This window comes from Pseudomonas sp. H1_F01 (assembly GCF_054681425.1).
Genome location: NZ_CP162823.1, coordinates 3,469,395 through 3,491,326 on the forward strand (window position 1 = coordinate 3,469,395; position 21,932 = coordinate 3,491,326).

The window sequence follows — 21,932 nt, forward strand, 5'->3', positions numbered from 1 at the left end:
GTGAGTCATCTTCGCTCAAGTCTCATGCTCGGCGGCCAACGCCGGGGTGGCGCTTGCCCGGTATTTCGACAGGCTTACCCAGGCCAGCGGTATCGCACTCAGGCAGGCCGCCGCAAACAGCCAGTGGGCCGCCGCCAGGGCATCGCCGCTCTGTCGGTAGATCAGGGTAATCAGCGCAGGCGTGGCACTGCCGAAGAGGGTCACCGATAAGGCGTAGGCCAGCGAGACACCCAGGGCCCTGACCTGCACCGGAAACAGCTCTGCCAGGGCTGCTGCAGCCGGCCCGGTGTAAAGCACCATCAGCACTGCCAGCCCACATTGGAAGCTGATCAGCGTCTGGAGACTGGGACTGTTGTTCAGCCATACGAACCCTGGGTAGGCACAGAGCGCGACCCCCACGGCACCGATGAGCATCACGGTGTAGCGCCCGATGCGGTCCGACAGCAGTGCCGTTAACGGACACAGCAGCGTGATGAGGCCGACCAGCACCAACCCCAGGTAGGCCTTGTTGCGCGGGAGTTCAAGCACCATCGATGCATAGGTCGGCATGAAGTTGATCAATTGTGTCGCGACCGTCCAGAGAACGACGATCAGCACCCCCCTCACGAGGTTGGGCAGATAGGGGCGAAGGTTAGGCCCCTTCCCGGCCAGCGCGTGCTTATCTTGATTATCGAGAAAGCGGCGCAGCGGCTCGCTTTCCTCGAGACTGCGACGAATTTTCAAGCCCGCCACCACGACCAGCAGTCCGAAGACATAGGGCACGCGCCAACCCCACTCATCCAACTGGGCGGGCGTCAGCGCGCTCGACAACAGACTCGCACTTAAACCGCATAGCAGGAATGATCCGGCTTGCGCCACCTGTTGGCTGGACGCAAATAACGCGCGGCGGTCCGCAGGTGCTGTCTCGACAAGATAGGCCAGCGCACCACCGATCTCTCCTCCTGCTGCAACCCCCTGCAATATGCGCGCGACGACAATGCTCAGCGGTGCCCACCAACCGATGGTCTCGTAGGTCGGGCATACGGCAATGATCAGGGTTCCGGCGCCCATCAGCATGATCGACAGCGTCAACGCGGCCTTGCGCCCCTGGCGATCGGCATAGCGCCCCATCAGCAGCGCGCCCAACGGCCGGGCCACGAAGCCAACGGCGAGTGCCAGGTAGGACGCGAGCAACGACATCAATGGATCGGATGCCGGAAAGAACGCCGCGGCGATCTGCAAGGCGAAGATCGCAAACAGGGTGAAGTCGAACCATTCCAGGGCGGCGCCCACGCTCACCGCGAGCACCAGTTTTCTGCGTTTGCGCCCCTGGCTATCCTGGGCTGTGGCGCTCATTGCGCACCCCCAGCGGGAAATGGAGGCAATGGCTCACAACGTGCCAGGCGGCGCAGGAACTGTTCACAGGCCTCAAGCTGAGCCAGGTCCACATACTCGTTCACCTTGTGCGCTTGCTTGATGCTCCCTGGGCCGCAGACGATCGTGGGGATCCCTGCGGCCTGAAACAGCCCGGCCTCGGTGCTGTACGCCACGCGCTGTCGGCCATGGGCCATTGAGCTAGCCTCGCGGACCCACTGCGCGAACGCCTGGTTGCCCTTCTCATCCAACCCCGGGGTGTGCAGCGTGTGGGAAAACTCGATGGACGCCGCCGCGGCGCGATCATCCATCTCACTGTGCATGGCCTGCCTGGCGTCGTCCTTGATCTGCACCAGCAGTTGCTCGGCATCGCAGCCGGGCAGGTAGCGAATCTCAAAGTCAAAGCTGCATTGACCAGGAATGACATTGCCAGCGACACCGCCATTGACCCGGCAGACCTGGACGGTGGTATACGGGACATCAAACCCGCTATCCAGTGGCCCTTGTGAAAGCCGCCTGGCCACTTGCTGAAGCTGCATCTGTACCCGCGCGGCATAGTCGATGGCGTTGACCCCCTCGCTCGGCAACGATGAGTGCGCCACCTTGCCATGGACGCAGCAATTGATTTCGTGACGCCCCTTGTGGCCGATCACCAACGCCATTGAAGTCGGCTCGCCGACAATGCAACCGGCGGGTTCCAGCTGTGCCTGGGAGATGAATGGGGCCAGATGTTTCGCCCCCATCGCCCCCACTTCTTCGTCATAGGACAAGGCCAGGTGAAAGCTTTGTCGTGCAGACGCCATCAGCTCGGGAACCATTGCCAGCACCACGGCGATGAACCCCTTCATGTCCGAACTGCCACGACCGTAGAGCCGATCCTGATCCAGGTGAGCGCTGAACGGATCCTGCGCCCAGGCCTGGCCCGCTACCGGCACCACGTCAGTATGTCCGGACAGGATGATGCCCCCGGGGCGCGGCGGTCCGAGACTGGCAAACAGGTTCGCCTTGCGCCCGGAGGCGTCCGGCAGAATCCGGGCCTGTACCCCGAAGCCGTGCAGGTAACCGCTCACCCATTCGATGAGGTCCAGATTGGAGCGGTCGCTGACCGAAGGAAAACCGATCAAGGTTCGTGCGATTTCCAACGTGCGTGCCAGCACGCTGCGGCCGTCATTTGAGCACGCGTCTGCCGCCCCCTGCGCAAAGGCCAAGGAAAGAGTCATGGGATGCTCCAGCAAACAGAAGTCTATTTTTGAAGGGCAACAGGCATGGGCCCTGAACGAACAACGCGCCTGTCTCGCGAAAACCAGACGTTGGACAACAACACCGCCACACACACCACCGTAACCAGGACGGGAACCCAAGGGCTATGCCAGGTGGAGAGCACGAACTCGGCGGCCAAGGCGATGACCGGTACGCAAGGCGTGAGAATGGACACCCGCCCGCCTCCCAGGTGCTGAATGGCAAATTGCAGGGTAAACACCGGAATCAGCACGCTGACAAACGCCAGCTTGATCAACTGGCCGAGCATGGCGGTATCCAGCGTGAGCAACTGGTGCAAATTTTCCCGGCCGACCCACCCTGTGACGATCAATAGCAGGAAGAACCTGACGCACAGGATATCCATGGCGCTGTACTTGCTATCGCGGTTCAGTCGAGCCGAGCAGAACACATAGATCCCACCAGTGATCCCGGCGACAGTCGCCAGGGCAATGCCCTCATGCAAGTTGACCAGGCTTACCTGGGCCGTGACTCCAAGCGCGAGACGCATAAGGACCAACGCCATCAGCGACAACAGGATCAGCAGCGCGCCCAGCCAGCGGGAACGACTGACCGAGGAACGCGCCACCAGCATTTCACAGACCACCACCACCAGCGGCATCCAGCCCTGATAGATCGCTGACTCCACCGACGCCTCAATGCGCTGCAATGCCATGAACATCAACCACCAACTGAACAACGTCAGCACATTGAGCAGCAGAACGCCTCGCCACTCCTCGCGCAGCAGACGAAACGGGTCATGACCCCGCAAGGTATGCACCAGGAAAAATACCGCCCAGGCCATCAGGAAGGTAATGAATGTCAACGCCGCCCCACTGATGCGGGTGAACGCCACCATGACCCAGACGGCCGAGAGCGCCGTCGAGATGCAGTAGACCGCCATGCTGACGGCACCGAGTATTCCTGTCTTCATGCCTGCTCCTTGAGAAAAACCTGTTGCCTGCCGCCCGCTGGATCAATCAAGCGGTTCCCGGCTCCAGCACTTCCACCTGGGTCGGTACGTAGTCCTGCAAGGCTTCGAAGTCGGCGCGAAGTACCTTTGGGTCTGCGTTGTACAAAGTCAGGATGCCCGCGGTATCGGCCAGGGACCGGGAGTCCACCACCATTCCGGGGGCGACCCGCCAGTCGATGTCGTAGGTACTGGAAATGGGCGGTTCGTTGAGCTGGCTGATCCGGCCTTTGCGCAAGGGCAACAAGGCGGACACAACGTTGTTCTTCTCGTTGGGCTTGATGTCATCGAGTGCTGCGGCGCCGGCTACGAGGTAGAGATTGGCGTCGATCAGGTTGATGTCGCTGTTTTTCTCGTGGTACGGCACCCCGATGCCGCCAGGTACGCGTGCAGCAATTTCCAGGAACACCGGATAACCGCGCTTGCGGTCCACGAAGACCTCGTGGTGCGTCGAACCGTTGCGAAAGTTCAGGGCCGCAATCACGTCCCGATTGAATGCCTCCAGGGTCGCCTTGAGCGTGGGGTCGGCCACGGGAATCACGCTCAAGGGCTTGCCCTGGACAAAGTCGAAGTTGGTGCAGCCCAGTTCCAGCACACCGCAGTAGCGGATTTGACCGTCGACCACAAACGAGTCGCATTGGAACATGTCGCCGTCAATGAACTCGTCCACCTCATAATCAAAATGATACGGCGAGGCCAACACTTGTTCGCGGGCCTTGATGAATTCGGCCTCGTTGCGAATGATCGACACCTCGAAACTGCCCGCTGCGTTCACCGGCTTCAGGACCAGGGGCAAGCCCAATCGCGCCGTCAGATCAGCGTAGTAAGCCTGAGGCTCAGCCGATAGCCGTACGTGATCCAGTGGCACAAACTCGGGAATGCGTATCCCCTTCTTGCTGACGGCGTGTTTCATCAGCACCTTGTCGCGAAAGTTCGCCACGATCGCCTGTGTGTCGCCTTCTAATCCGAACTCCTCGCGCAACTGAGCCGCCAGTTCAACGTGGCACTCTTCCTGGCAGAAAATACGCAATGAGGAAGTTTTGCCTTGCACGGCTCGCAGCTCATCGCTGATGACGCTGCGACATTGGTCATGATCCAGCAACGGGCGGATGTTGCGCTGCAGGTCCGCATCGACACGCACGATCTGCGAGACATTGCGCTCAAGCGTAGGCGGCAGGACGTCGGCGTGATAGGCGATCAACACTGTCCGGCAATCTCGACCCAGCGTCTGCAGCGCCTTCTCGGAGGCAAAGTTAAGGTAATGGGGCGTCAGGAAAACGATGGTCTGGATCATGGTAGTGCCTCACTGGAAGTCGACGTTCATGCGATAGAGAAGGCGCGCATCGGCGCCCCCTTCACTTTTGGGTATGGGCGGACCTTTATGCAGCGTTGAAAGGTTGTCCCAGATGACGATGTCGCCTGGGCGGTAGGCATGCCGATAGCGCGGTGCGTGCTGGACAAGGAAGTCGACCAGACTGTCGAGAATGCGATGGGACAGTGCAGGCGTGACCCCTTCTATTTGCATGGCCGTGGCAGCCGGTGCATACAGCGACGCCGTGCAAGCGAGTGGGTGCTTGTACACCAGGGGGTGGACCACGGTGTTTTCCAGTGCGCCAGCCTCCTGGGAATTGAGCTGTTGCACCGCGGCGTCGGCATTGCGCAGCGCGTCTCGATTGCCGAAACGGTGGTGAATCCGCAGGTTTTCCAGGTCGAGCCCCTTCAGGTACGACGGGCAACCTGGGCTTTCCAGCCACTGGCGAACCTGATGCAGGCCCGCGACACAATCGATGAATTGGGTCTCGCCGTGCTGGTCTGGTACACGTACCGACAGCAGTGAGGTGAACACCGTGTTCGCCGATTTGTACGACATGTCGGTGTGCCAATACCCTCCTCCTTCATGCACGCCCAAGGCCTGGCCGTCCCGATGGAGATTGGTCACGGTCAGCACTTCCCGATAATCCTCGAGGCAGTACTTGGCCAACACATGATGGACAGGCGAGCCCAGCCTGCGCATCAACTGCACATAAGGGGCGACGCTGACGTCCTGGTTGGCGATGACCAGCACCTTGGCCTGCGCGATGGCCTGCCTGAGCTCCGCTGCCGACTGCCCGAGCACGTCGCCGAGGTCCAGGCGCAGCGGCTGGAACATCCTCACGCCCATGACCGCAGTCCTTCTTGCAGCGATATTGCGGCACTCATTTCTGCAGCTGCCGGCACCATCGTATTGATCGACGCATAACCTGAGGCAGCACCCGCGAAATACAGGCCGGCGACAGGGCTTTTCCCATCCTGGTGGCAGGTAAAGCCGGTTTGCTGGTTGAGCAGTTGCGGCCAGTCGGTGGCGGGGAGTTGTGCGGTGACGCCGATGGCCGAAACAAGGCATTGCTCCTTGGCCGACACATCCAAGTGCAACTCATGCCCGTCGGATGCCTGGGCGGCGACCAACCGGCCCGCCTCTTGAGCCTTGCGACAGGAAGCCTGGAGCAGCGGATTGCCGTTGAGTGACGACGGAAGGTCCAGGACGACCTTGTCGCCATCCTGGCGAATGCTGCTGTAGGCATGCAGCCAGATATTGGCCCGGCCTGTGCTGCTGGCGCTGTTGAGCGGCCCTTGAAAGGAACTGGACGAAGTCTTGGCAATCATTTCCAGCGTGCGCTGGCTAAGGGACCTGAGGGCAAAGCGATCATCGGTCTCTTGGGGATACAGCCCCAGATAGGATTTGATCAGAATCGACACATTGCGGGCGAACGGGGCCAGGAGCAGTGCGATCTGAAACGCACTGTTACCGCTGCCGAAGATGACCACATCCTGCTGCAGGAAACGGTGGGCCTCGCCCCGCGCAACCATTTGATAGACGTCAAAGCACTTCAACCAATGGGCACTGGGCATTTCGAAGGGCGGCGCCTTCGGGCGAATCCCGGTTGCCAGGATAATCTGCTGTGCACGCAAGGACCGATGCTGGGAACCCGGGGCCAGGCTCACCTCGAACAGCCCCTGGGCCTTGCTGACGGTGACCACCCGTTGCTGGATCCTGGTCAAGGGCAAGGCTTCGAAGTTACTACGGATGTAGGCTGCGTATTCCTCACCGGTGGGGCTGACGCACAACTTGCGCATGAACCGATGCAAGGGATAGGGCGCGCCTTCGATCTCCAGTTCATTGCAGTAGGACTGCAATGGATGATCCCCCATCATGCCCATGCACCCCCCGAATACATCGCTGATAACAGCGACTTTCAGGCCCAGATCAATCAGCCGGATACACTCGCTAAGCCCTGCGGGACCGCCGCCTACGACAATGACGTCGAACACATGCTGCTCCATTTCAAAAATCCTCCAGGCGGGCACAGGCTTGATCAACAATGGGTTTGGCTACCGAGAAAGAAAACCTGACATAGGTGGGGCACGGCCCCTGGTAGAAGGGCGTCGCAGGCAATGGCATGACCCCGCAACGAACGGCCAGGTGTTGACTGAATTCAACGGGGGACAATGAAGGCGCCCGCCGTGAATAGTCGGCCATGATGTAATGGCCGCCCGCCGGTAACCGGATATCCAGCCCGGCAGCCGTCAGCGCACCTGCCAGGCGATCACGTTTGTGCTTGTAGTGCTCGCGCAGGCTATCCAGGCGCCCGGCGGTCAACTCATCGAGCAAAACAGCAACGGCTGCCTGTATGGGGGTGGGTTGGCAATAGCTCAGGTAGAGGTGATGGGCATAGGCTCGCTCCATGAAGGTTGCCTGCGCGCACAACCAGCCGATCCGGACGCCCGTCATGGACAACAACTTTGATGCGCTGCCTGCCACCATCATGGGAATCTGCTGCCGGGGGTACCGCGCCGATGTGTCAGTGTCGTACTGATAGTGACGATAGGCTTCGTCGACAATCACCATGAAGTCATGGTTTTTTGCCAGCGCCACCATGTGCTGCCAATCATCAGCGGACATGCACCACCCCGTCGGGTTATGGGGTGTATTGAGCAGCAGTATGCGAACACCAGCGCGCAATTGCTGTTCGAGCACTGCCCAATCGAGGCCGATCGACTCCCCTGCCGACAACGGCACTGCAACAAACTCCAACCCCAGCAACGAGGCCATTCCTGGGTAATAGGGATAAAAGGGCTCAAAGAACGCGACCCGGCTGCCGTACTGCGTGGACGCTGCGTACAGGGCCAGGTACAAGGCCTCGGTACAGCCACTGGTCACCAGCACTTCGCTGTCGGGTGCATAGCCGGCACTGTGAGCTGCAATGCTTTCGCGCAAAATCATTTCGCCGCGAGGGTCGGCGTACTGCCAGCCCGCCCGGACCTGGCGGGCCAGCGCCGCATTCATGGCATTGTCAAACAGGGGTTCAGGAATTCCTTGCGAAAGGTTCAACGCTCCTGAGGATGCTGCGTATGCACTGGCATCCCTGAAGGGCGCCACTCGACCAATCAATGTCAAATCATCCATGACTTCCCGCCCCCTTGTATTGATCGGTCAGGCGTGAGTGGCTACTCGGTTGAGTCCTTGCCAGAATCGGGTCAACAAGTTCAGTACATCGGCAGCGCCCTCCAGAATATTGTTGCCGTTGTCAGTGTCCCGGGCCGCCTCCATGACCGCGTCACTGATCCATTGCACATGATCGGTTTCTACCAGCATGTGCAGATAGAAGTAGGTGAAGTCTTCGTGTTTCCACCCGCTGTAGAGGCGGAAGCCTTCGTACAGGTTGGCGATCATCGGAAAGCCGAACTCTTCGATAACGTAATGAGCACCAATGGCATGCTCTGTCGAACCCTCGAGGAAAATTCGACGCAGGCCGTCGACCAGCTCACTGGCTTCGGGAATATATTCAACCTTCTTCCAGTCATCCAACGTGATGCCAACGCCGGCAAGTACACGCTCAAACATGATGAAGTGTGCCTCTCCTACCCCATCGCCCAGCTCAGACACGACCGTGCGCGCCAACTTCATCCGAATCACTTCGCTGTCGGTACGGTGCGAGGTGCCCGCCAGGATCTGAGGGAACGTACGAATGTAATAAAAGTACTGCTGGAACACTTTCTTCAGCGTCGCCTTGGGCAGCGGGGCCTGTCGAAAGGTTTTATAGAACGCATTGGTGTTGATCCCCGAAGCCGTGATCATTCCTTTAATCGAATGGATGATTTGCTCACCCGTCAGACAGCCTTGTTCCATTTGCTGAGCCGGCATAGATCCCCCCAAATACGATAAGGTAGCTTGGATGGCCGCGACGGAATGTCGCTGCTCGTTTCAGATAGTAAACAAGCGATTCCCGCAAACAAATTAATACTTTTAATCGACGGCGCTACGAACAATAGATTTATTTTGAAACATCAAATTTGTGATATTAATTCCATTTAAAATCAATAGATTATGATTCGGTGAAATTTTATCGCACAGAAATAGAGCATTATTTATTTTTTGCACCAACAAGATGCATGTCGGGCGCTAAGCTCAAATTAAATCACCCCGATCTGGAAGTCTTCTATAGTGAACAATCAACCCATCGACATCGCCCTCACCATCAAAGCCGAGCGAACCGCTCGGGAATGGTCCATCGGCGAGCTCGCCCAGCTATCTGGCGTATCAAAGGCAATGATCAGCAAAATTGAAAACGCGCAGGTCAGCCCGACTTCGACCATCCTGGGTCGGTTGTCGGGGGCGTTCGGCTTGCCCCTCTCCACACTGTTGCATCGAGCCGAGGGGCGCTCGGGACTTCTTTCAAGGGCGGCAGAGCAACCGCGCTGGGTAGACCCGGAAACCGGCTATTCGCGCCAGCAAGTCTCCCCGCGGGAGGGCTGGCCGTTGGAACTCATCAGCGTGCAACTGCCTCCGGGCGTGCGTATCAGCTACCCCGCCACGGCCTATGCGTTCCTTCATCAGCAGGTGTGGACCACGCAAGGCACGCTGACGTTTACCAAGGGCACTACCACCTATGTCCTGGAGCAAGGCGACTGTTTGCAACTGGGGCTGCCGGAAGAAGCCTGCACGTTCGAAAACGCCACATCGCAAGTGTGCGAATACGTCATAGCCTTGATTCGCAAGTAACCATCGCCCCTTCGGCGCCCACCTGCACCAATGGTTGGTGCCAGCGCGTCCATTCGCCGACCTGCGACCAGATGCGGCGTGCGCGACCTGCATAACCGTCAGAGGCTGCTATCGCAAACTGACATCAAATCGTCATCACTCCGTCGCTGAAATGCCATGGCGGCTGGGTACTGTCCTCGCCAATGAGATCGATCTCAAGCGAGTGACAATGACTGATTTGAAAGAAGTGGCACGTTTGGCTGGGGTTTCGCGGGCAACCGCGGCCCGCACCTTTGCCTCCCCTGAAGTGGTGCGTCCGGCGACCCGCGAGCAAGTGTTCGCCGCTGCGCGCCAACTGGGTTTTCGGCCCAATCGTCTGGGCCGCCAACTGCGCCTGCAGGTGACCAAGCTGATCGGTGTGGTGGTCCCTAACCTGCTCAATCCAGTGTTCGCCGAACAATTCCAGGCCATGGAGCGCGCTGCGCGCTTGCGCGGCTACAACCTGCTCCTGGCAACGACCGACTACAGCAGCGAGCGCGAAAGCGTGGTGGTCGAGGAGTTGTTGCGCCAGCGCGTCGACGGCCTGGTCCTCACGGTGACCGACGCCGAGAGCAACCGCGTGCTGCAAAGCCTGGACAACGAGGACACGCCTTTTGTGCTGGCCTATCACCAGCCGGGCAATCCGGACTACAGCGCCGTGTCGGTGGACAACCGTGCCGGCATGGCCCTCGCCACGCGTTATCTGCTCGAAGCCGGGCATTGGCGCATTGGCATGGTGGCCGGCCCGGCACTGCAATCGGACCGTGCTCGCCTGCGTTACGCCGGTTATTGCGACGCCATGCGTGAGGCCGGTCTCGACTGCCTGCCGGTGATTGAAATGCCGGCCCATACCCAAGCCGACTTCGCCGCCATCGAGCCGCTGCTGCAAGGCCCGCAAGCCCTCAGTGCGCTGGTTTGCTCCAACGATCTGTTGGCAATCAGCCTGATTGCACAACTGCGTCGCAACGGCTGGCACGTCCCCCAGCAGCTTTCAGTCATTGGCTTTGATGGCATCGCCCTCGGCACTCAGATGCACCCGACGCTGTGCAGCGTCGTCCAGCCCATCGAAGCCCTGGCCTGCACCGTGATCGACCAACTGCTGGCGCAGATCGGCGGCGCCGCACCGGTTTCCCATTGCCTGCCCTGCCATATCCGGCCGGGCGAAAGTACTCAACCCTACGAGGAGACGCTTGATGATCCGCTTCAGTAAAACCCTGGCGACGTTGCTGCTTTGCGGCGTTGCCAGCCTGGCCCAGGCTGCCGAAACGGCGATTTGTTACAACTGCCCACCGGAATGGGCCGACTGGGGCACGCAGCTCAAGGCCATTGCCGATACCACCGGCGTGCAGGTCCCGCTGGACAACAAGAACTCCGGGCAGGCATTGGCACAACTGGTGGCCGAACAGGTCGCGCCAGTGGCGGATGTGGTGTATTACGGCGTGACCTTCGGTTTGCAGGCGCAAAAAGCCGGGGTGGTCGGCACCTATAAGCCCAAGGGTTGGGAGCAGATCCCGGACGGTTTGAAGGACCCGCAAGGACACTGGTTTGCCATTCACTCCGGCACCTTGGGCATCATGGTTAACGTCGATGCACTGGGCGGTTTGCCCGTGCCGCAAAGCTGGGGCGATCTGCTCAAGCCTGAGTACAAAGGCATGGTCGGCTACCTTGATCCGTCCAGTGCGTTCGTCGGCTACGTTTCTGCGGTAGCGATCAACCAGGCCATGGGCGGCAGCCTCAATGACTTTACGCCTGCCATCGATTACTTCCAGAAACTGGCGAAAAACTCACCCATCGTGCCCAAGCAGACCGCTTATGCGCGGGTGTTGTCCGGTGAATTGCCGATCCTGGTCGATTACGATTTCAACGCCTACCGGGCGCGCTACAAGGACAAGGCCAACGTCGCTTTCGTGATTCCCAAGGAAGGCAGCATCAGCGTGCCTTACGTGATGAGCATCGTCGGCAACGCGCCCCATCGAGCCAACGCCGAGAAGGTCCTGGATTTCGTCCTGTCCGAGCAAGGCCAGGCGCTCTGGGCCAAGGCCTACCTGCGGCCGGTGCGGGCGATGAAGATGCCAGCCGACGTCGCCGCACAGTTCCTGCCGGACAGCGATTACGCCCGGGCCGGTGTGGTCAACTACGAGCAGATGGCGGCGGCGCAGGAAGCCTTTTCCGCGCGTTACCTGAAAGAGGTCAAGTAAGTGACCGCCTCGGTAATAAAAGCCCGGGGAGTCTCGTCGGGCCAGGCCACGGTGCCGCGTCTGCGGCTGACCGCGGCCTGGGCCCTGGCGCCTGCGGCAGCGGTGCTGTTTGCGTTCTGGCTGTTGCCGCTGGCGCACCTGATCGTGCTGGGCGGGCAACGTCGCAACGGCGGCGAAAACGGTTATTGGCAGGTACTGGGCAGTGCGCAATACCTGGACAGTCTGGCACAGACTTGCCTGTTGGCTCTGGCGACGACCCTCGCGGCGCTGTTGGTGGGTGGCATCAGTGGGGTTTTCCTTAGTCGCCAGCGCTTCTTCGGTCGTTCGCTGTTGGTCGCCTTGTTGACCTTCCCGCTGGCATTCCCCGGTGTGGTCGTCGGTTTCCTGGTGATTTTGCTAGCTGGGCGCCAAGGCTTGTTCGCCAGCCTTGGCCTCGAGCTGGCGGGTGAACGCTGGATCTTCGCCTACTCGCTGATGGGCCTTTGCATCGGTTACCTGTACTTCTCGATTCCGCGGGTGATCCTCACGGTGATGGCCGCTTGCGAAAGCCTGGATCGCAGCCTGGAAGAAGCCGCGCATTCATTGGGCGCCGGCCACTGGCGAGTGATCTGCGATGTCATCGTCCCAGGCCTGGCGCCGGCGCTGGTCTCGTGCGGAGCGATCTGCTTTGCCACTTCCATGGGCGCGTTCGGTACGGCCTTCACCTTGGGCACCCGCCTGAACGTGACCCCGGTGGCGATCTACAACGTGTTCACCAATTATGCCAATTTCGCCGTGGCGGCTGCGCTGTCGGTGGTATTGGGGGCGCTGACCTGGGCAGTGCTGCTATTGGCCAGGCGCCTGGCGAAAAATTCGAGGACAGTCTTGTGAGACGCTCAACGCTGTTCATCGGGCAGTTGCTGTTCACCCTGCTGGTCTGCGCGTTCATGTTGGTGCCGGTGCTGATGTCACTGCTGGCCGGGCTGACACGCAATTATTTCCAGGGCGTGTCCAGCGGCCTGACGTTCGATTGGCTGGTGCAAGTCTGGCAGGCCTATTCGCCGACGGTGTGGCTCTCCCTCCAACTGGCAGTGGCCTGCGCAATAAGTGTTTGCGTGGTGGGTGTTCCGGCGGCTTACGCGCTGGTACGGATGAACAACCGCTTCAGCCGCGCGTTCGAGGAGTTGATGGTGCTACCGGTGGCGATGCCAGGCCTGGCCAGCGCCCTGGCGTTGCTGCTCACCTATGGCCAATTCGGCGGATTTCGCAGCAGCTGGCTGTTCATTCTCGTCGGCCATGTGCTGTTCACCCTGCCGTTCCTCGTGCGTCCGGTGATGGCGGTGATGCAACGCCAGCACTTGCCCGTCCTGGAAGAAGCCGCAGCCAGCCTTGGCGCCGGGCCGTTGCGACGATTCTTCAGTGTGGTAGTGCCTAATTGTCGGGCAGGGATTCTCGCCGGGGTACTCATGGTTGTCACGCTGTCGCTGGGCGAGTTCAACCTGACCTGGATGCTCCACACGCCGATGACCAAGACATTGCCGGTAGGCCTGGCGGACAGCTATGCCTCGGCCAGGCTGGAAGTCGCCAGCGCCTACACCCTCATATTCCTGCTGATGATCGTGCCGCTGCTGATTGCGTTGCAGGCCATCAGCGCGCGCCTTTCCCGTGGAGACAAACGATGACCGGAACCACCATTCGCCTGGCGGGTTGCCGCAAGGCGTTCTCGGACGGCACCGTTGCCGTCCATGACCTGGACCTGACCATAGAGGCCGGCGAAACCTTGGCGATCCTCGGTCCGTCCGGTTGCGGTAAAACCACCACCCTGCGGCTGATCGCCGGGCTCGAACGCCCGGATGTGGGGCAGGTATTTTTTGGCGACACCGACGTTACCCGCCTGCCCATCGAGCGGCGCGACGTGGGCATGGTGTTCCAGAACTATGCGTTGTTTCCCAACCTGGATGTGGCCGGCAACATCGTCTATGGCTTGAAGATTCGCGGCATGGCGCCTGCCGAACGGAACAAGCGTTGCTCGGAGCTGCTGGAACTGGTGGGCCTTCAGGATCATGGCAAGCGCAGCATCCACGAGTTGTCCGGCGGTCAGCGCCAGCGGGTCGCGCTCGCCCGTGCCCTGGCGCCCAAGCCCCGGGTATTGCTGCTCGATGAACCCTTGGCGGCACTGGACGCGCAGTTGCGTGAGCGCCTGCGCAGCGAACTGGATCAGTTACTACGCCATCTGGGCATTACCGCCGTGTTCGTCACCCACGACCAGGACGAAGCCATGGCGCTGGGCGATCGGATCCTGGTCATGGAGCGCGGCCGCGTTGCGCAATTGGCCAGCCCACGGGAAATCTATCAGCAACCGGCCAGCGCTTTCGTCGCCAGTTTTGTCGGCAACCTCAACGCTTTCGCGGTGCTCGAGCACACCTCCCTGAGCTTGAAAGTCCATGGCGGAGAGTTGCCATGGCGTGGTGCCGGGCTGCCCGCCACCGTCTATTGTCGCCCCGAGCATTTGCGGGTGATGGACAACGAGGGGCATCTGCGCGGGCGACTGGTGGGCCAGTTTTTCCAGGGAGCCCAAAGCCGCCTGTTGGTGGACGTCGGCGCCGCCCAGCCATTGCTGGTGGACAGCACCGACAGCGTCATACACACCCCTGGCGCCCTGGTTTCCTTGGCCGTCGAGCCGCAGGTGCTGTTCACCTTGTCATCGTGATATTCGTGTTTTCAGAGGGCTTATTTTGAATCATCCGTTTCTCATTGCGCAGATCAGCGACCTGCATCTCAAGGCCGGAGAAAAACTGACCTATGGCGTCGTCGATACCCTCGCCGCGTTGCGTCATGCCGTTGACCATTTGAATGCCCGGGTGCCGCGTCCCGACATCGTGGTGATCAGTGGCGACCTGGTGGACTTCGGTCGCCCTGATGAATATGCCGTGCTGCACCCCGAACTGGCGCGCCTGCACATGCCTTGCTACCTGGTTCCCGGTAACCATGACAACCGCGAACATTTGCGGGCGGCATTTGCCGATCATGACTATTTGCCAAGCGTGGCCGGAGCCCCGTTGGATTGGGTGGTTGACGAACATCCGCTGCGCCTGATCGGCCTGGACAGCACCATTCCCGGCGGCCATGGCGGCCGGTTGCTGGATAGCCAGTTGAGCTGGCTCGATGAACAGTTGGCCGGTCGCCCCGACGTGCCAACGCTGCTGGTCCTGCACCACCCGCCGTTTATCAGCGGCATCGGCCACATGGACCGCGAACCGTTCGTCAACGCCTCGGCGCTGGAGCAGGTCATCGCCCGTCATCCGCAGGTAGAGCGCCTGCTGTGCGGGCATTTGCATCGGCCGATGCAGCGACGCTTTGGTGGCAGCCTGAGCTGCGTGTGTCCCGGCACCTCCCATCAAATTGTCCTGGATCTACAGCCAACCGCTCCCGCGCATTTCAACCTGGAACCACCCGGCTACCTGCTGCACCACTGGCATGGACAGGGGTTGGTGACCCATAACGGCGTGTTTGGCGAGTATCCCGGGCCGTACCCCTTTTATGACGCTCATGGATTGATCGACTGATAACTCAGGGACTTTCACTGATGGCACGCTTTGGAGATTTATCCCCTACCCCACTCTATGCATTGAAGATTTTCTAACGAGTCATTTAACGCATCGGCCAATCAGGTGATCGGCCGAGAGCTTACTGCTGCCTTTCCAACATGCCCGGAACAGTGATTCCGCGGTGGAGTTCGTCCTGATGAAAGCCCTATTGCAAGTACTGAGTGTTTTAACTGGCGGTGTGAGTCTGGTCCTGAGTCCATTGGCGTCGGCTGATTTTATCAGCGACAGCAAAGCCAACTTGAACTTGCGCAACTTCTACTTCAACAACGATAACCGTGATGGCGCCGCCGCACCTTCGAAGACCGAAGAATGGGGCCAGGCCTTCATGCTCAATTATCAATCCGGGTTTACCGACGGTACCGTGGGGTTTGGCCTGGACGCGATCGGGTTGCTAGGCCTGAAGCTCGACAGCGGCGCGGGTCGTCATGTTGGCGGCTCGATGTTCCCAAACGATGGTGACAAGGCGGCGGACCAATGGTCGCGTCTCGGTGCAACCGCGAAGATGCGTGTTTCCAAGACCGAACTGCGTTACGGCACTTTGCAGCCGAAGCTGCCGATCCTGGTTTCCAACGATGGCCGCCTGCTCCCGCAAACCTTCGAGGGTGGCCAAGTCACCAGCAATGAAATCGACAACCTGACCTTCACTGCCGGACAACTGGAACACGCCACCGGCCGTGCTTCCAGTGACAGCGCCGGCCTGGCCGTGGCGGGCGGCAGCCAGGAAAGCAACAAATTCACCTTTGCCGGTGGCGATTACAAACTGACCAAGGACCTGACCGCCCAGTATTACTACGCCAATCTGGAAGATTATTACCAGCAGCACTTCGCCGGTTTGCTGCATGTATTACCGTTGGGTGAATACGGCTCGTTGAAAACCGACCTGCGTTATTTCAAGACCACGTCCGATGGCAAGAACGGCAGCGCAGCCGGTCGCGCCAGTGGTTACAAAGTCGGCGGCTATACCAAGGACGGCAGCGGTGAAATCGACAACGATACCTGGAGTGCGGCGTTCATTTACTCGTTGGGCGGCCATGCCATTACCGCCGGTTATCAAAGCGTGTCCGAAGACAGCAACTTTACACAACTGAACCAGGGCGGCCTGGTGGGTAAAGGCGAAGGCGGCGCGAGTCTCTACCTCTACACCGACCGTACCATCCAGACATTCATCCAGGCCGGCGAGCGCACGGCATTCGCCCAGTATGCCTATGACTTCGCAGGGCTTGGCGTGCCGGGTTTGAAGGCCTCGGTGATGTACCTCAAGGGCGACAACATCCAGACGGCCAGCGGCCAGGACGCCAGTGAGTGGGAGCGTGATATCTCCCTGGACTATGTAATTCAGAGCGGCGCGTTGAAGAACGTCGGTTTCGGCTGGCGCAACGGCATGTCCCGCAGCGATATTGCTCGTGACCAGGATCAGAATCGCCTGATCGTGAGCTATAGCATTCCATTGCTGTAAGCGGTCAGTATTGTTCGGGGCCAGGGAGTGGAACTCACACGTGACGCTCTCCTGGCTTGGTTGTCTGTTGGGTGTTGTCTGTTGGGATCTCACCTGTGCTGTGGCAACACTCAGCACCTTTTCGATTCGCACGATCAGGCAATTATCCGCCCGGATTGTGCAATCGCCCCCCGGCATTGCTTTCTATAGTTGACCAGAGCCAAACCATCCGGAGCTGGTACCCCTATGAGCGCCCTCAACATCAATGGCCGTGAATACACGGTCGACGTAGACCCAAGCACCCCGATTCTTTGGACCTTGCGCGACACGCTGGGCATGACCGGCACCAAGTTCGGCTGCGGCGCGGCGTTGTGTGGCGCCTGCACCGTACACCTGGATGGCCAGGCCATTCGTTCCTGCGTGACGCCCATTGCCGCCGCCGAAGGCAAGAAGATCACCACCATCGAAGCGGCAACCAACGGCAGCGACCCGGTCGGCAGCGCCGTGCACGAAGCGTGGGTCAAGCATGACGTGGCGCAATGTGGCTACTGCCAGAGCGGCCAGATCATGAGCGCGACCGCTTTCCTCAAGGCCCAGCCCAAGGGCAAGCAGCCCACGGCCGCCGAGATCGACTCGGCCATGGCCGGCAATATCTGCCGCTGTGGCACCTACGCCCGTATCCGCGCCGCGGTGGCTGATGCTGCCAAAGCCCTTGCCTGATCGGAGCAGACCATGTTGAACGAGATTTTCCCGAACGAGCACCCTCGCGCCTTGCAGCACCTGCTTGAACGCGACGAGGCTGACGGTCCCGCTACGCTGCCGCGCCGCAGTTTTCTCAAGATCGTCGGCGTCGGTGGTCTGGCGCTCGGCGCTTTTCCTCACCTGGCCCTGGCGCAGGAGGCCAATGGTGCTGCCGCGCCGCTCAAACCGACCCAGCAACCCTCGGCATTCGTGCAGATCGCGCCCAGCGGCGAGGTCACGGTAACCATCAACCGCCTGGAGTTCGGCCAGGGCGTGCAGACCGGCTTGCCGATGATTCTTGCCGAAGAACTCGATGCCGACTGGAGCCTGGTACGCAGTCGCAACGGCAACAGCGACGCCGCCTACATGGACCCGGCCTTCGGCATCCACCTCACCGGCGGTTCCAACTCGATCAAGAACAGCTATACCCAGTACCGCGAACTCGGCGCCCGCGCCCGCGCCATGTTGCTGAGTGCCGCCGCCGCGCGCTGGAACGTCGACGTGGCGAGCCTGAGCACCCAGGCCGGCATGGTCCTCGGCCCGGCAGGCCGTAAAGCGAGCTACGGCGAGCTGGCCGAAGCCGCGATGGCGATGCCGGTGCCCGAGCAGATCACGCTCAAGGATCCCAAGGATTTCCGCATCATCGGCCAGGCCACCACCCGTATCGATGCCAAGGCCAAGAGCAGCGGCCAGCAGGATTTTGGCATCGACATGCATCTGCCGGGGCAGCTCACCGCTGTCGTCGCCCGGCCACCGGTGTTCGGCGCCAGAATCGCCTCCCTGGATGACAGCGCGGCACGTGCCACGAAAGGTGTAAAAGCCGTGTTGCGCATACCGCTGGACGGCGGCGCCGAAGGTGTTGCGGTGGTCGCCGACAGTTACTGGCAGGCAAAGCTGGCACGCGATGCGCTGAAGGTGGAGTGGGATGCGAGCGCTGTAGAAAAAGTGGACAGCGAGAAACAATTGGCTCAATACCGGGAACTGGCCAAGCAACCCGGCCCGCTGCACTTTGATGCAGACATGACGCCGCTTGCCAGCGCGCCGCATCAACTGGACGCCGAGTTCGTGTTTCCCTACCTCGCCCATGCGCCGATGGAGCCCCTCAACTGCACCGTGCAGCTAGCCGGGGATGGCGCTCAACTGTGGGTCGGTACGCAGTTCCCTGGCGGTGATGGTGCCGCGGCCGCCAAGGTGCTGAACCTCAAGCCGGAACAGATCCAGGTGAACGTGCAGACCGCCGGCGGTGGTTTTGGCCGGCGCGGTGTGCCCACCAACGATTTCGTCGTACTGGCTTGTGAGGTCGCCAAGGCCGCCCGCACCGCCGGGGTCAACGCCCCTATCCGCACCCTTTGGAGTCGGGAGGACGACATCAAGGGCGGCTACTATCGCCCCATGCACCTGCACCGTGCGCGCATCGGTTTTGACGACAGCGGCAAGGTGCTCGCCTGGGACCACGCCCTGGTGGGCCAATCGATCATCACCGGCACCGTGTTTGGCGGGCGGGTGAAAAACGGCATCGACCCGACCGCCACGGAAGGCCTGCGCAATCCGTATCCGCTGCCCATGCGGCTGACGGTTCATCACCCCAAGCTCAACGTTCCCGTGCTGTGGTGGCGCAGTGTGGGCTCCACCCATACGGCGTTTGTGATGGAAACGCTGATCGACGAGATCGCCCGCACGACCAGGCAGGATCCGGTGGCCTACCGGATGAAACTGTTTGGTGAGCAGAGCCCACGCCATCGCGAGGCGCTGCAATTGGCCGTGGACAAGAGCGAGTATGGCAAGCGCCAGTTACCGGCGGGCCATGCCTGGGGCGTGGCGGTCCACGAGTCGTTCAGCTCGGTGGTGGCCTACGTCGTCGAAGCCTCGGTGCAGGACGGCCGGCCGGTGCTGCACAACGTGACGGCCGGTGTGCACTGCAACCTGGCCGTCAACCCACGCAGTGTCGAGGCCCAGGTCCAAGGCGCGGCGCTGATGGGATTGTCGATGTGCCTGCCAGGTGGCGCGATAACCCTGAAAGATGGCGTGGTGCAGCAGAGCAATTTTGCTGACTTCAGCGTGCCGCGCATTACCGACATGCCGGCGTTTGCCGTCCACATCGTGCCCAGCGCCGAGCCTCCTACGGGGATGGGTGAACCCGGCCTGCCGGCACTGGCCCCGGCTTTTGCCAACGCGGTGGCGAGCCTGACGGGTAAACCGTTGCGTGAGTTGCCTTTCAAGTTGACGTGACAGGCGTGTGAGGCTGTCTGGTCGCAATGCCAGACAAGCCTCACGATCACAAGCGAATGCGCTTGATATCCCGCTGCGGCGGCGCCCCAAAGAGACGGCTGTATTCACGGCTGAACTGCGAGGCACTTTCATAGCCAACCAGGCCCCCTGCACTGCTCGCATCGACGTTCTGGCTCAACATCAACTGCCGAGCGGCTTGTAGCCGCAGCTGCTTCTGGTATTGCAACGGACTCATACCGGTCACGGTCCGAAAATGCTGGCGAAACGTGGATGGACTCATGTGCGCTTGTGCCGCCAGATCGTCCATGCGCAACGCCTGGCGAAAATTCAGTTTCAGCCAGGCAACCGTCTTGGCGATGTGCTGGCTGGGTGACCCGGCAGCGATCACATGCAGCAACTGTGGCGCGTGGGCACCGCTCAACAGGCGAGCGATGATCTCTTCCTTGATCAGCGGAGCCACTGTCTCAAGCAGCGACGGTTCCTCCAGCAGTTCTATCAAGCGCCGCAGGGCGTCCAGCACCCCGGCATCCAGCGCTTGTACGGTAATCGGTCGAAACGCGTCGTCCCTCATGCGTTGTGACAACTGCATGCGCTCGGCCACCTGCATGACCATCGTGCTGTCGAATCTCAGCATCATGCCCAGGAACGGCTTGGCGACGCTGGCTTGGGAGACATGGGAAATGACCGGCAGATCCACGCAGGTCACCATGGACTGGCCCGGCGCGTAAGTCAGTATCTCGTCCCCGAGCATGGCTTGCTTGCGGCCTTGCAAGGTCACGCCGATACCCAGGCCATAGATGCAGTGCGTCGGCGCGGTGATCGCGTTGCGCCGATGCAGGCTCAAGCCGGCAATGGCGGTGATCTGGTCGCCCTCGCTGGGCACAAGCTGGCTGACCGAACCGGCCAGGCGACTGATGTCGCAGACGCCCTGATCGCTGTTGAAATCGGTGTGCACATTTCACTCCTTGAAAACATCGGACCCACGACTTGCGGTGATGGCGAATACTGTTCGGCATCACCGCAAGTCGTTGATCAATATGGACGCAGTATGCTGGGTCGGCGATTCGAGTCGCTTGCCTGATTGACGCAATTTCTTGCACGATTTAACGATCCGTAGCGCGCATCAGTCACTGGCAGCCGGGCATTACAAGATGTTTCATGGGGTGGGGGTGCACAAAGTGATGGCTTCGCTGGGTGCCTAAAGATTCTGGAAGATGTAGCCGGTTGACTGATGATCATCCAACGCGATACCCACTTGCAGCAGTTGTTGGGCCAGGGCCGGCGTTTCGACCCGCACTTTCCAATCCAGACCTGTCGGTGCCACGGGCGCGCGATCGTAGCGAATGATCGCTTCAGCCAATTGCGCCCGATCAGGCAAGTACACCGCCAACGCGTTGCCCTTCCAGGCGGCGACGTTCATGCCCATCGCTTCACACAGCGCAATCTTGGCCCGGGCGTCGTCCCTGTCCGCCTGGCGGGAACGTTCGATCTGATCGGCCAGGATCGGATCGACAACGCGGTCGGTAAACAAGACCTCGCCCGCCTCCCAGACCTCAGGCGGACAGACCTTGTCGGCAGGACGCAAGGCAATGAGCGGATTGATTTCCATCGGGTAGATTCGACAGACCAACGGCCGCTCTTCATAGATACCGCAACGACCATCGTCGCCGAGATTGCGGCATTGCGTCAGCGCATTACCCGCCAGTACCGCAACGACTCGAATCTGGGCATCGCCACTGGTGACTGCCACGGCCCGTTGGGCGCTGTGGGCGAATTGCCTAGGCTCGGAAGGCCAGGTTGACTCATCGAACGCCTCCAGTATGACCGCCACCTCATGTCCGCGGTTTAGCCACTGCCTTGCCTCATCCAACGTCAGCGGAATCAGCCGGCCCTTGCAGCAGATCCCGCAGCCGTTGCAGGCAAAGCGGATCGTGTTGTTCTCCATATCAAGCACTCGCACACATGTTTTCGATGGCCTACAAAAGCCCCTGCCACTCGGATACAGCTGTGGCAGGGCCTCAGGGCCGCGAGAGTATGTGGAGCGAAACGCCTATCCGTTTGCCGGATTCGCCGGCATCGTTGCCTGATCCAAGGGAATTTCAGG

General features: G+C 60.6%; 20 protein-coding genes. 10 read left to right on the forward strand and 10 right to left on the reverse strand.

Annotation, left to right across the window (positions count from 1 at the left end):
• Positions 1-15: 15 nt before the first annotated feature.
• From AB4O09_RS15875 to AB4O09_RS15910, 8 genes are read right to left on the reverse strand one after another with little or no spacing between them, the layout of a single operon-like run.
• A complete protein-coding gene (locus AB4O09_RS15875; protein ID WP_003201870.1) occupies positions 16-1,335 on the reverse strand; it encodes an MFS transporter in 1,320 nt (439 codons plus the stop codon).
• Entirely contained in the window at positions 1,332-2,573 is a 1,242-nt protein-coding gene (gene argE / locus AB4O09_RS15880; RefSeq protein WP_177327718.1) for an acetylornithine deacetylase, read from the reverse strand. The genes AB4O09_RS15875 and argE overlap by 4 nt, the downstream gene beginning before the upstream one ends.
• A gap of 23 nt (positions 2,574-2,596) precedes the next feature.
• Positions 2,597-3,544: an EamA family transporter gene (locus tag AB4O09_RS15885; protein WP_003201866.1), complete on the reverse strand. Its 948-nt coding sequence runs from the start codon at positions 3,542-3,544 to the stop codon at positions 2,597-2,599.
• 46 nt (positions 3,545-3,590) lie between these two features.
• Positions 3,591-4,874 (reverse strand): ATP-grasp domain-containing protein, encoded by a 1,284-nt coding sequence (locus AB4O09_RS15890; RefSeq protein ID WP_003201863.1) that lies wholly within the window; start codon positions 4,872-4,874, stop codon positions 3,591-3,593.
• Between the two features lie 9 nt (positions 4,875-4,883).
• Positions 4,884-5,741: a TauD/TfdA dioxygenase family protein gene (locus tag AB4O09_RS15895; protein ID WP_003201861.1), complete on the reverse strand. Its 858-nt coding sequence runs from the start codon at positions 5,739-5,741 to the stop codon at positions 4,884-4,886.
• The gene (locus tag AB4O09_RS15900; RefSeq protein WP_003201859.1) at positions 5,732-6,901 is read right to left on the reverse strand and encodes an NAD(P)/FAD-dependent oxidoreductase; all 1,170 of its coding nucleotides are present in this window, start codon (positions 6,899-6,901) and stop codon (positions 5,732-5,734) included. The genes AB4O09_RS15895 and AB4O09_RS15900 overlap by 10 nt, the downstream gene beginning before the upstream one ends.
• A 1-nt stretch (position 6,902) precedes the next feature.
• Entirely contained in the window at positions 6,903-8,024 is a 1,122-nt protein-coding gene (locus AB4O09_RS15905) for a pyridoxal phosphate-dependent aminotransferase (protein ID WP_060613872.1), read from the reverse strand.
• Between the two features lie 27 nt (positions 8,025-8,051).
• On the reverse strand, positions 8,052-8,762 hold the full coding sequence (locus tag AB4O09_RS15910) for an iron-containing redox enzyme family protein (RefSeq protein ID WP_013693359.1): 711 nt from the start codon (positions 8,760-8,762) through the stop codon (positions 8,052-8,054).
• Between the two features lie 300 nt (positions 8,763-9,062).
• On the opposite strand from AB4O09_RS15910, the gene AB4O09_RS15915 reads away from it, so the two are divergent.
• From AB4O09_RS15915 to AB4O09_RS15960, 10 genes are all read left to right on the forward strand, one after another.
• Positions 9,063-9,620 carry a helix-turn-helix domain-containing protein gene (locus AB4O09_RS15915; protein ID WP_003201855.1) on the forward strand — a complete coding sequence of 186 codons (558 nt, stop codon included), beginning with the start codon at positions 9,063-9,065 and terminating at the stop codon, positions 9,618-9,620.
• Positions 9,621-9,828: 208 nt separating this feature from the next.
• Positions 9,829-10,848, forward strand: coding sequence for a LacI family DNA-binding transcriptional regulator (locus tag AB4O09_RS15920; protein WP_028236876.1), 1,020 nt, complete (start codon positions 9,829-9,831; stop codon positions 10,846-10,848).
• On the forward strand, positions 10,832-11,836 hold the full coding sequence (locus AB4O09_RS15925; protein WP_460107188.1) for an ABC transporter substrate-binding protein: 1,005 nt from the start codon (positions 10,832-10,834) through the stop codon (positions 11,834-11,836). Before AB4O09_RS15920 ends, AB4O09_RS15925 begins: the two co-directional genes overlap by 17 nt.
• Before the next feature lie 15 nt (positions 11,837-11,851).
• Complete coding sequence (locus AB4O09_RS15930) at positions 11,852-12,706, forward strand: ABC transporter permease (RefSeq protein WP_460108421.1); 855 nt, start codon at positions 11,852-11,854, stop codon at positions 12,704-12,706.
• The gene (locus AB4O09_RS15935) at positions 12,703-13,497 is read left to right on the forward strand and encodes an ABC transporter permease (RefSeq protein WP_014338364.1); all 795 of its coding nucleotides are present in this window, start codon (positions 12,703-12,705) and stop codon (positions 13,495-13,497) included. Before AB4O09_RS15930 ends, AB4O09_RS15935 begins: the two co-directional genes overlap by 4 nt.
• Positions 13,494-14,525, forward strand: coding sequence for an ABC transporter ATP-binding protein (locus tag AB4O09_RS15940; protein ID WP_460107191.1), 1,032 nt, complete (start codon positions 13,494-13,496; stop codon positions 14,523-14,525). The genes AB4O09_RS15935 and AB4O09_RS15940 overlap by 4 nt, the downstream gene beginning before the upstream one ends.
• A 25-nt stretch (positions 14,526-14,550) precedes the next feature.
• A complete protein-coding gene (locus tag AB4O09_RS15945) occupies positions 14,551-15,381 on the forward strand; it encodes a phosphodiesterase (protein WP_003201841.1) in 831 nt (276 codons plus the stop codon).
• 178 nt (positions 15,382-15,559) lie between these two features.
• Positions 15,560-16,879, forward strand: coding sequence for an OprD family porin (locus AB4O09_RS15950; protein WP_003201839.1), 1,320 nt, complete (start codon positions 15,560-15,562; stop codon positions 16,877-16,879).
• 225 nt (positions 16,880-17,104) lie between these two features.
• Positions 17,105-17,578 (forward strand): (2Fe-2S)-binding protein, encoded by a 474-nt coding sequence (locus tag AB4O09_RS15955; RefSeq protein WP_003201837.1) that lies wholly within the window; start codon positions 17,105-17,107, stop codon positions 17,576-17,578.
• A gap of 12 nt (positions 17,579-17,590) precedes the next feature.
• Positions 17,591-19,828: a xanthine dehydrogenase family protein molybdopterin-binding subunit gene (locus tag AB4O09_RS15960; protein ID WP_003201835.1), complete on the forward strand. Its 2,238-nt coding sequence runs from the start codon at positions 17,591-17,593 to the stop codon at positions 19,826-19,828.
• Between the two features lie 46 nt (positions 19,829-19,874).
• Here AB4O09_RS15960 and AB4O09_RS15965 read toward each other — a convergent pair whose 3' ends face one another.
• Complete coding sequence (locus AB4O09_RS15965) at positions 19,875-20,783, reverse strand: AraC family transcriptional regulator (RefSeq protein WP_003201833.1); 909 nt, start codon at positions 20,781-20,783, stop codon at positions 19,875-19,877.
• Positions 20,784-21,026: 243 nt separating this feature from the next.
• Positions 21,027-21,773: a YkgJ family cysteine cluster protein gene (locus AB4O09_RS15970; RefSeq protein ID WP_003201831.1), complete on the reverse strand. Its 747-nt coding sequence runs from the start codon at positions 21,771-21,773 to the stop codon at positions 21,027-21,029.
• Positions 21,774-21,932: the final 159 nt, after the last annotated feature.

Excerpts from the sequence above, each read along its gene's own strand:
- AB4O09_RS15960 (WP_003201835.1), top strand. The coding sequence starts at position 17,591 with ATGTTGAACGAGATTTTCCCGAACGAGCACCCTCGCGCCTTGCAGCAC.
- AB4O09_RS15905 (WP_060613872.1), bottom strand. The coding sequence starts at position 8,024 with ATGGATGATTTGACATTGATTGGTCGAGTGGCGCCCTTCAGGGATGCC.
- AB4O09_RS15925 (WP_460107188.1), top strand. The coding sequence starts at position 10,832 with ATGATCCGCTTCAGTAAAACCCTGGCGACGTTGCTGCTTTGCGGCGTT.
- AB4O09_RS15890 (WP_003201863.1), bottom strand. The coding sequence starts at position 4,874 with ATGATCCAGACCATCGTTTTCCTGACGCCCCATTACCTTAACTTTGCC.
- AB4O09_RS15895 (WP_003201861.1), bottom strand. The coding sequence starts at position 5,741 with ATGGGCGTGAGGATGTTCCAGCCGCTGCGCCTGGACCTCGGCGACGTG.
- argE (WP_177327718.1), bottom strand. The coding sequence starts at position 2,573 with ATGACTCTTTCCTTGGCCTTTGCGCAGGGGGCGGCAGACGCGTGCTCA.
- AB4O09_RS15900 (WP_003201859.1), bottom strand. The coding sequence starts at position 6,901 with ATGGAGCAGCATGTGTTCGACGTCATTGTCGTAGGCGGCGGTCCCGCA.
- AB4O09_RS15970 (WP_003201831.1), bottom strand. The coding sequence starts at position 21,773 with ATGGAGAACAACACGATCCGCTTTGCCTGCAACGGCTGCGGGATCTGC.
- AB4O09_RS15940 (WP_460107191.1), top strand. The coding sequence starts at position 13,494 with ATGACCGGAACCACCATTCGCCTGGCGGGTTGCCGCAAGGCGTTCTCG.
- AB4O09_RS15885 (WP_003201866.1), bottom strand. The coding sequence starts at position 3,544 with ATGAAGACAGGAATACTCGGTGCCGTCAGCATGGCGGTCTACTGCATC.
- AB4O09_RS15875 (WP_003201870.1), bottom strand. The coding sequence starts at position 1,335 with ATGAGCGCCACAGCCCAGGATAGCCAGGGGCGCAAACGCAGAAAACTG.
- AB4O09_RS15955 (WP_003201837.1), top strand. The coding sequence starts at position 17,105 with ATGAGCGCCCTCAACATCAATGGCCGTGAATACACGGTCGACGTAGAC.
- AB4O09_RS15920 (WP_028236876.1), top strand. The coding sequence starts at position 9,829 with ATGACTGATTTGAAAGAAGTGGCACGTTTGGCTGGGGTTTCGCGGGCA.
- AB4O09_RS15950 (WP_003201839.1), top strand. The coding sequence starts at position 15,560 with ATGAAAGCCCTATTGCAAGTACTGAGTGTTTTAACTGGCGGTGTGAGT.
- AB4O09_RS15910 (WP_013693359.1), bottom strand. The coding sequence starts at position 8,762 with ATGCCGGCTCAGCAAATGGAACAAGGCTGTCTGACGGGTGAGCAAATC.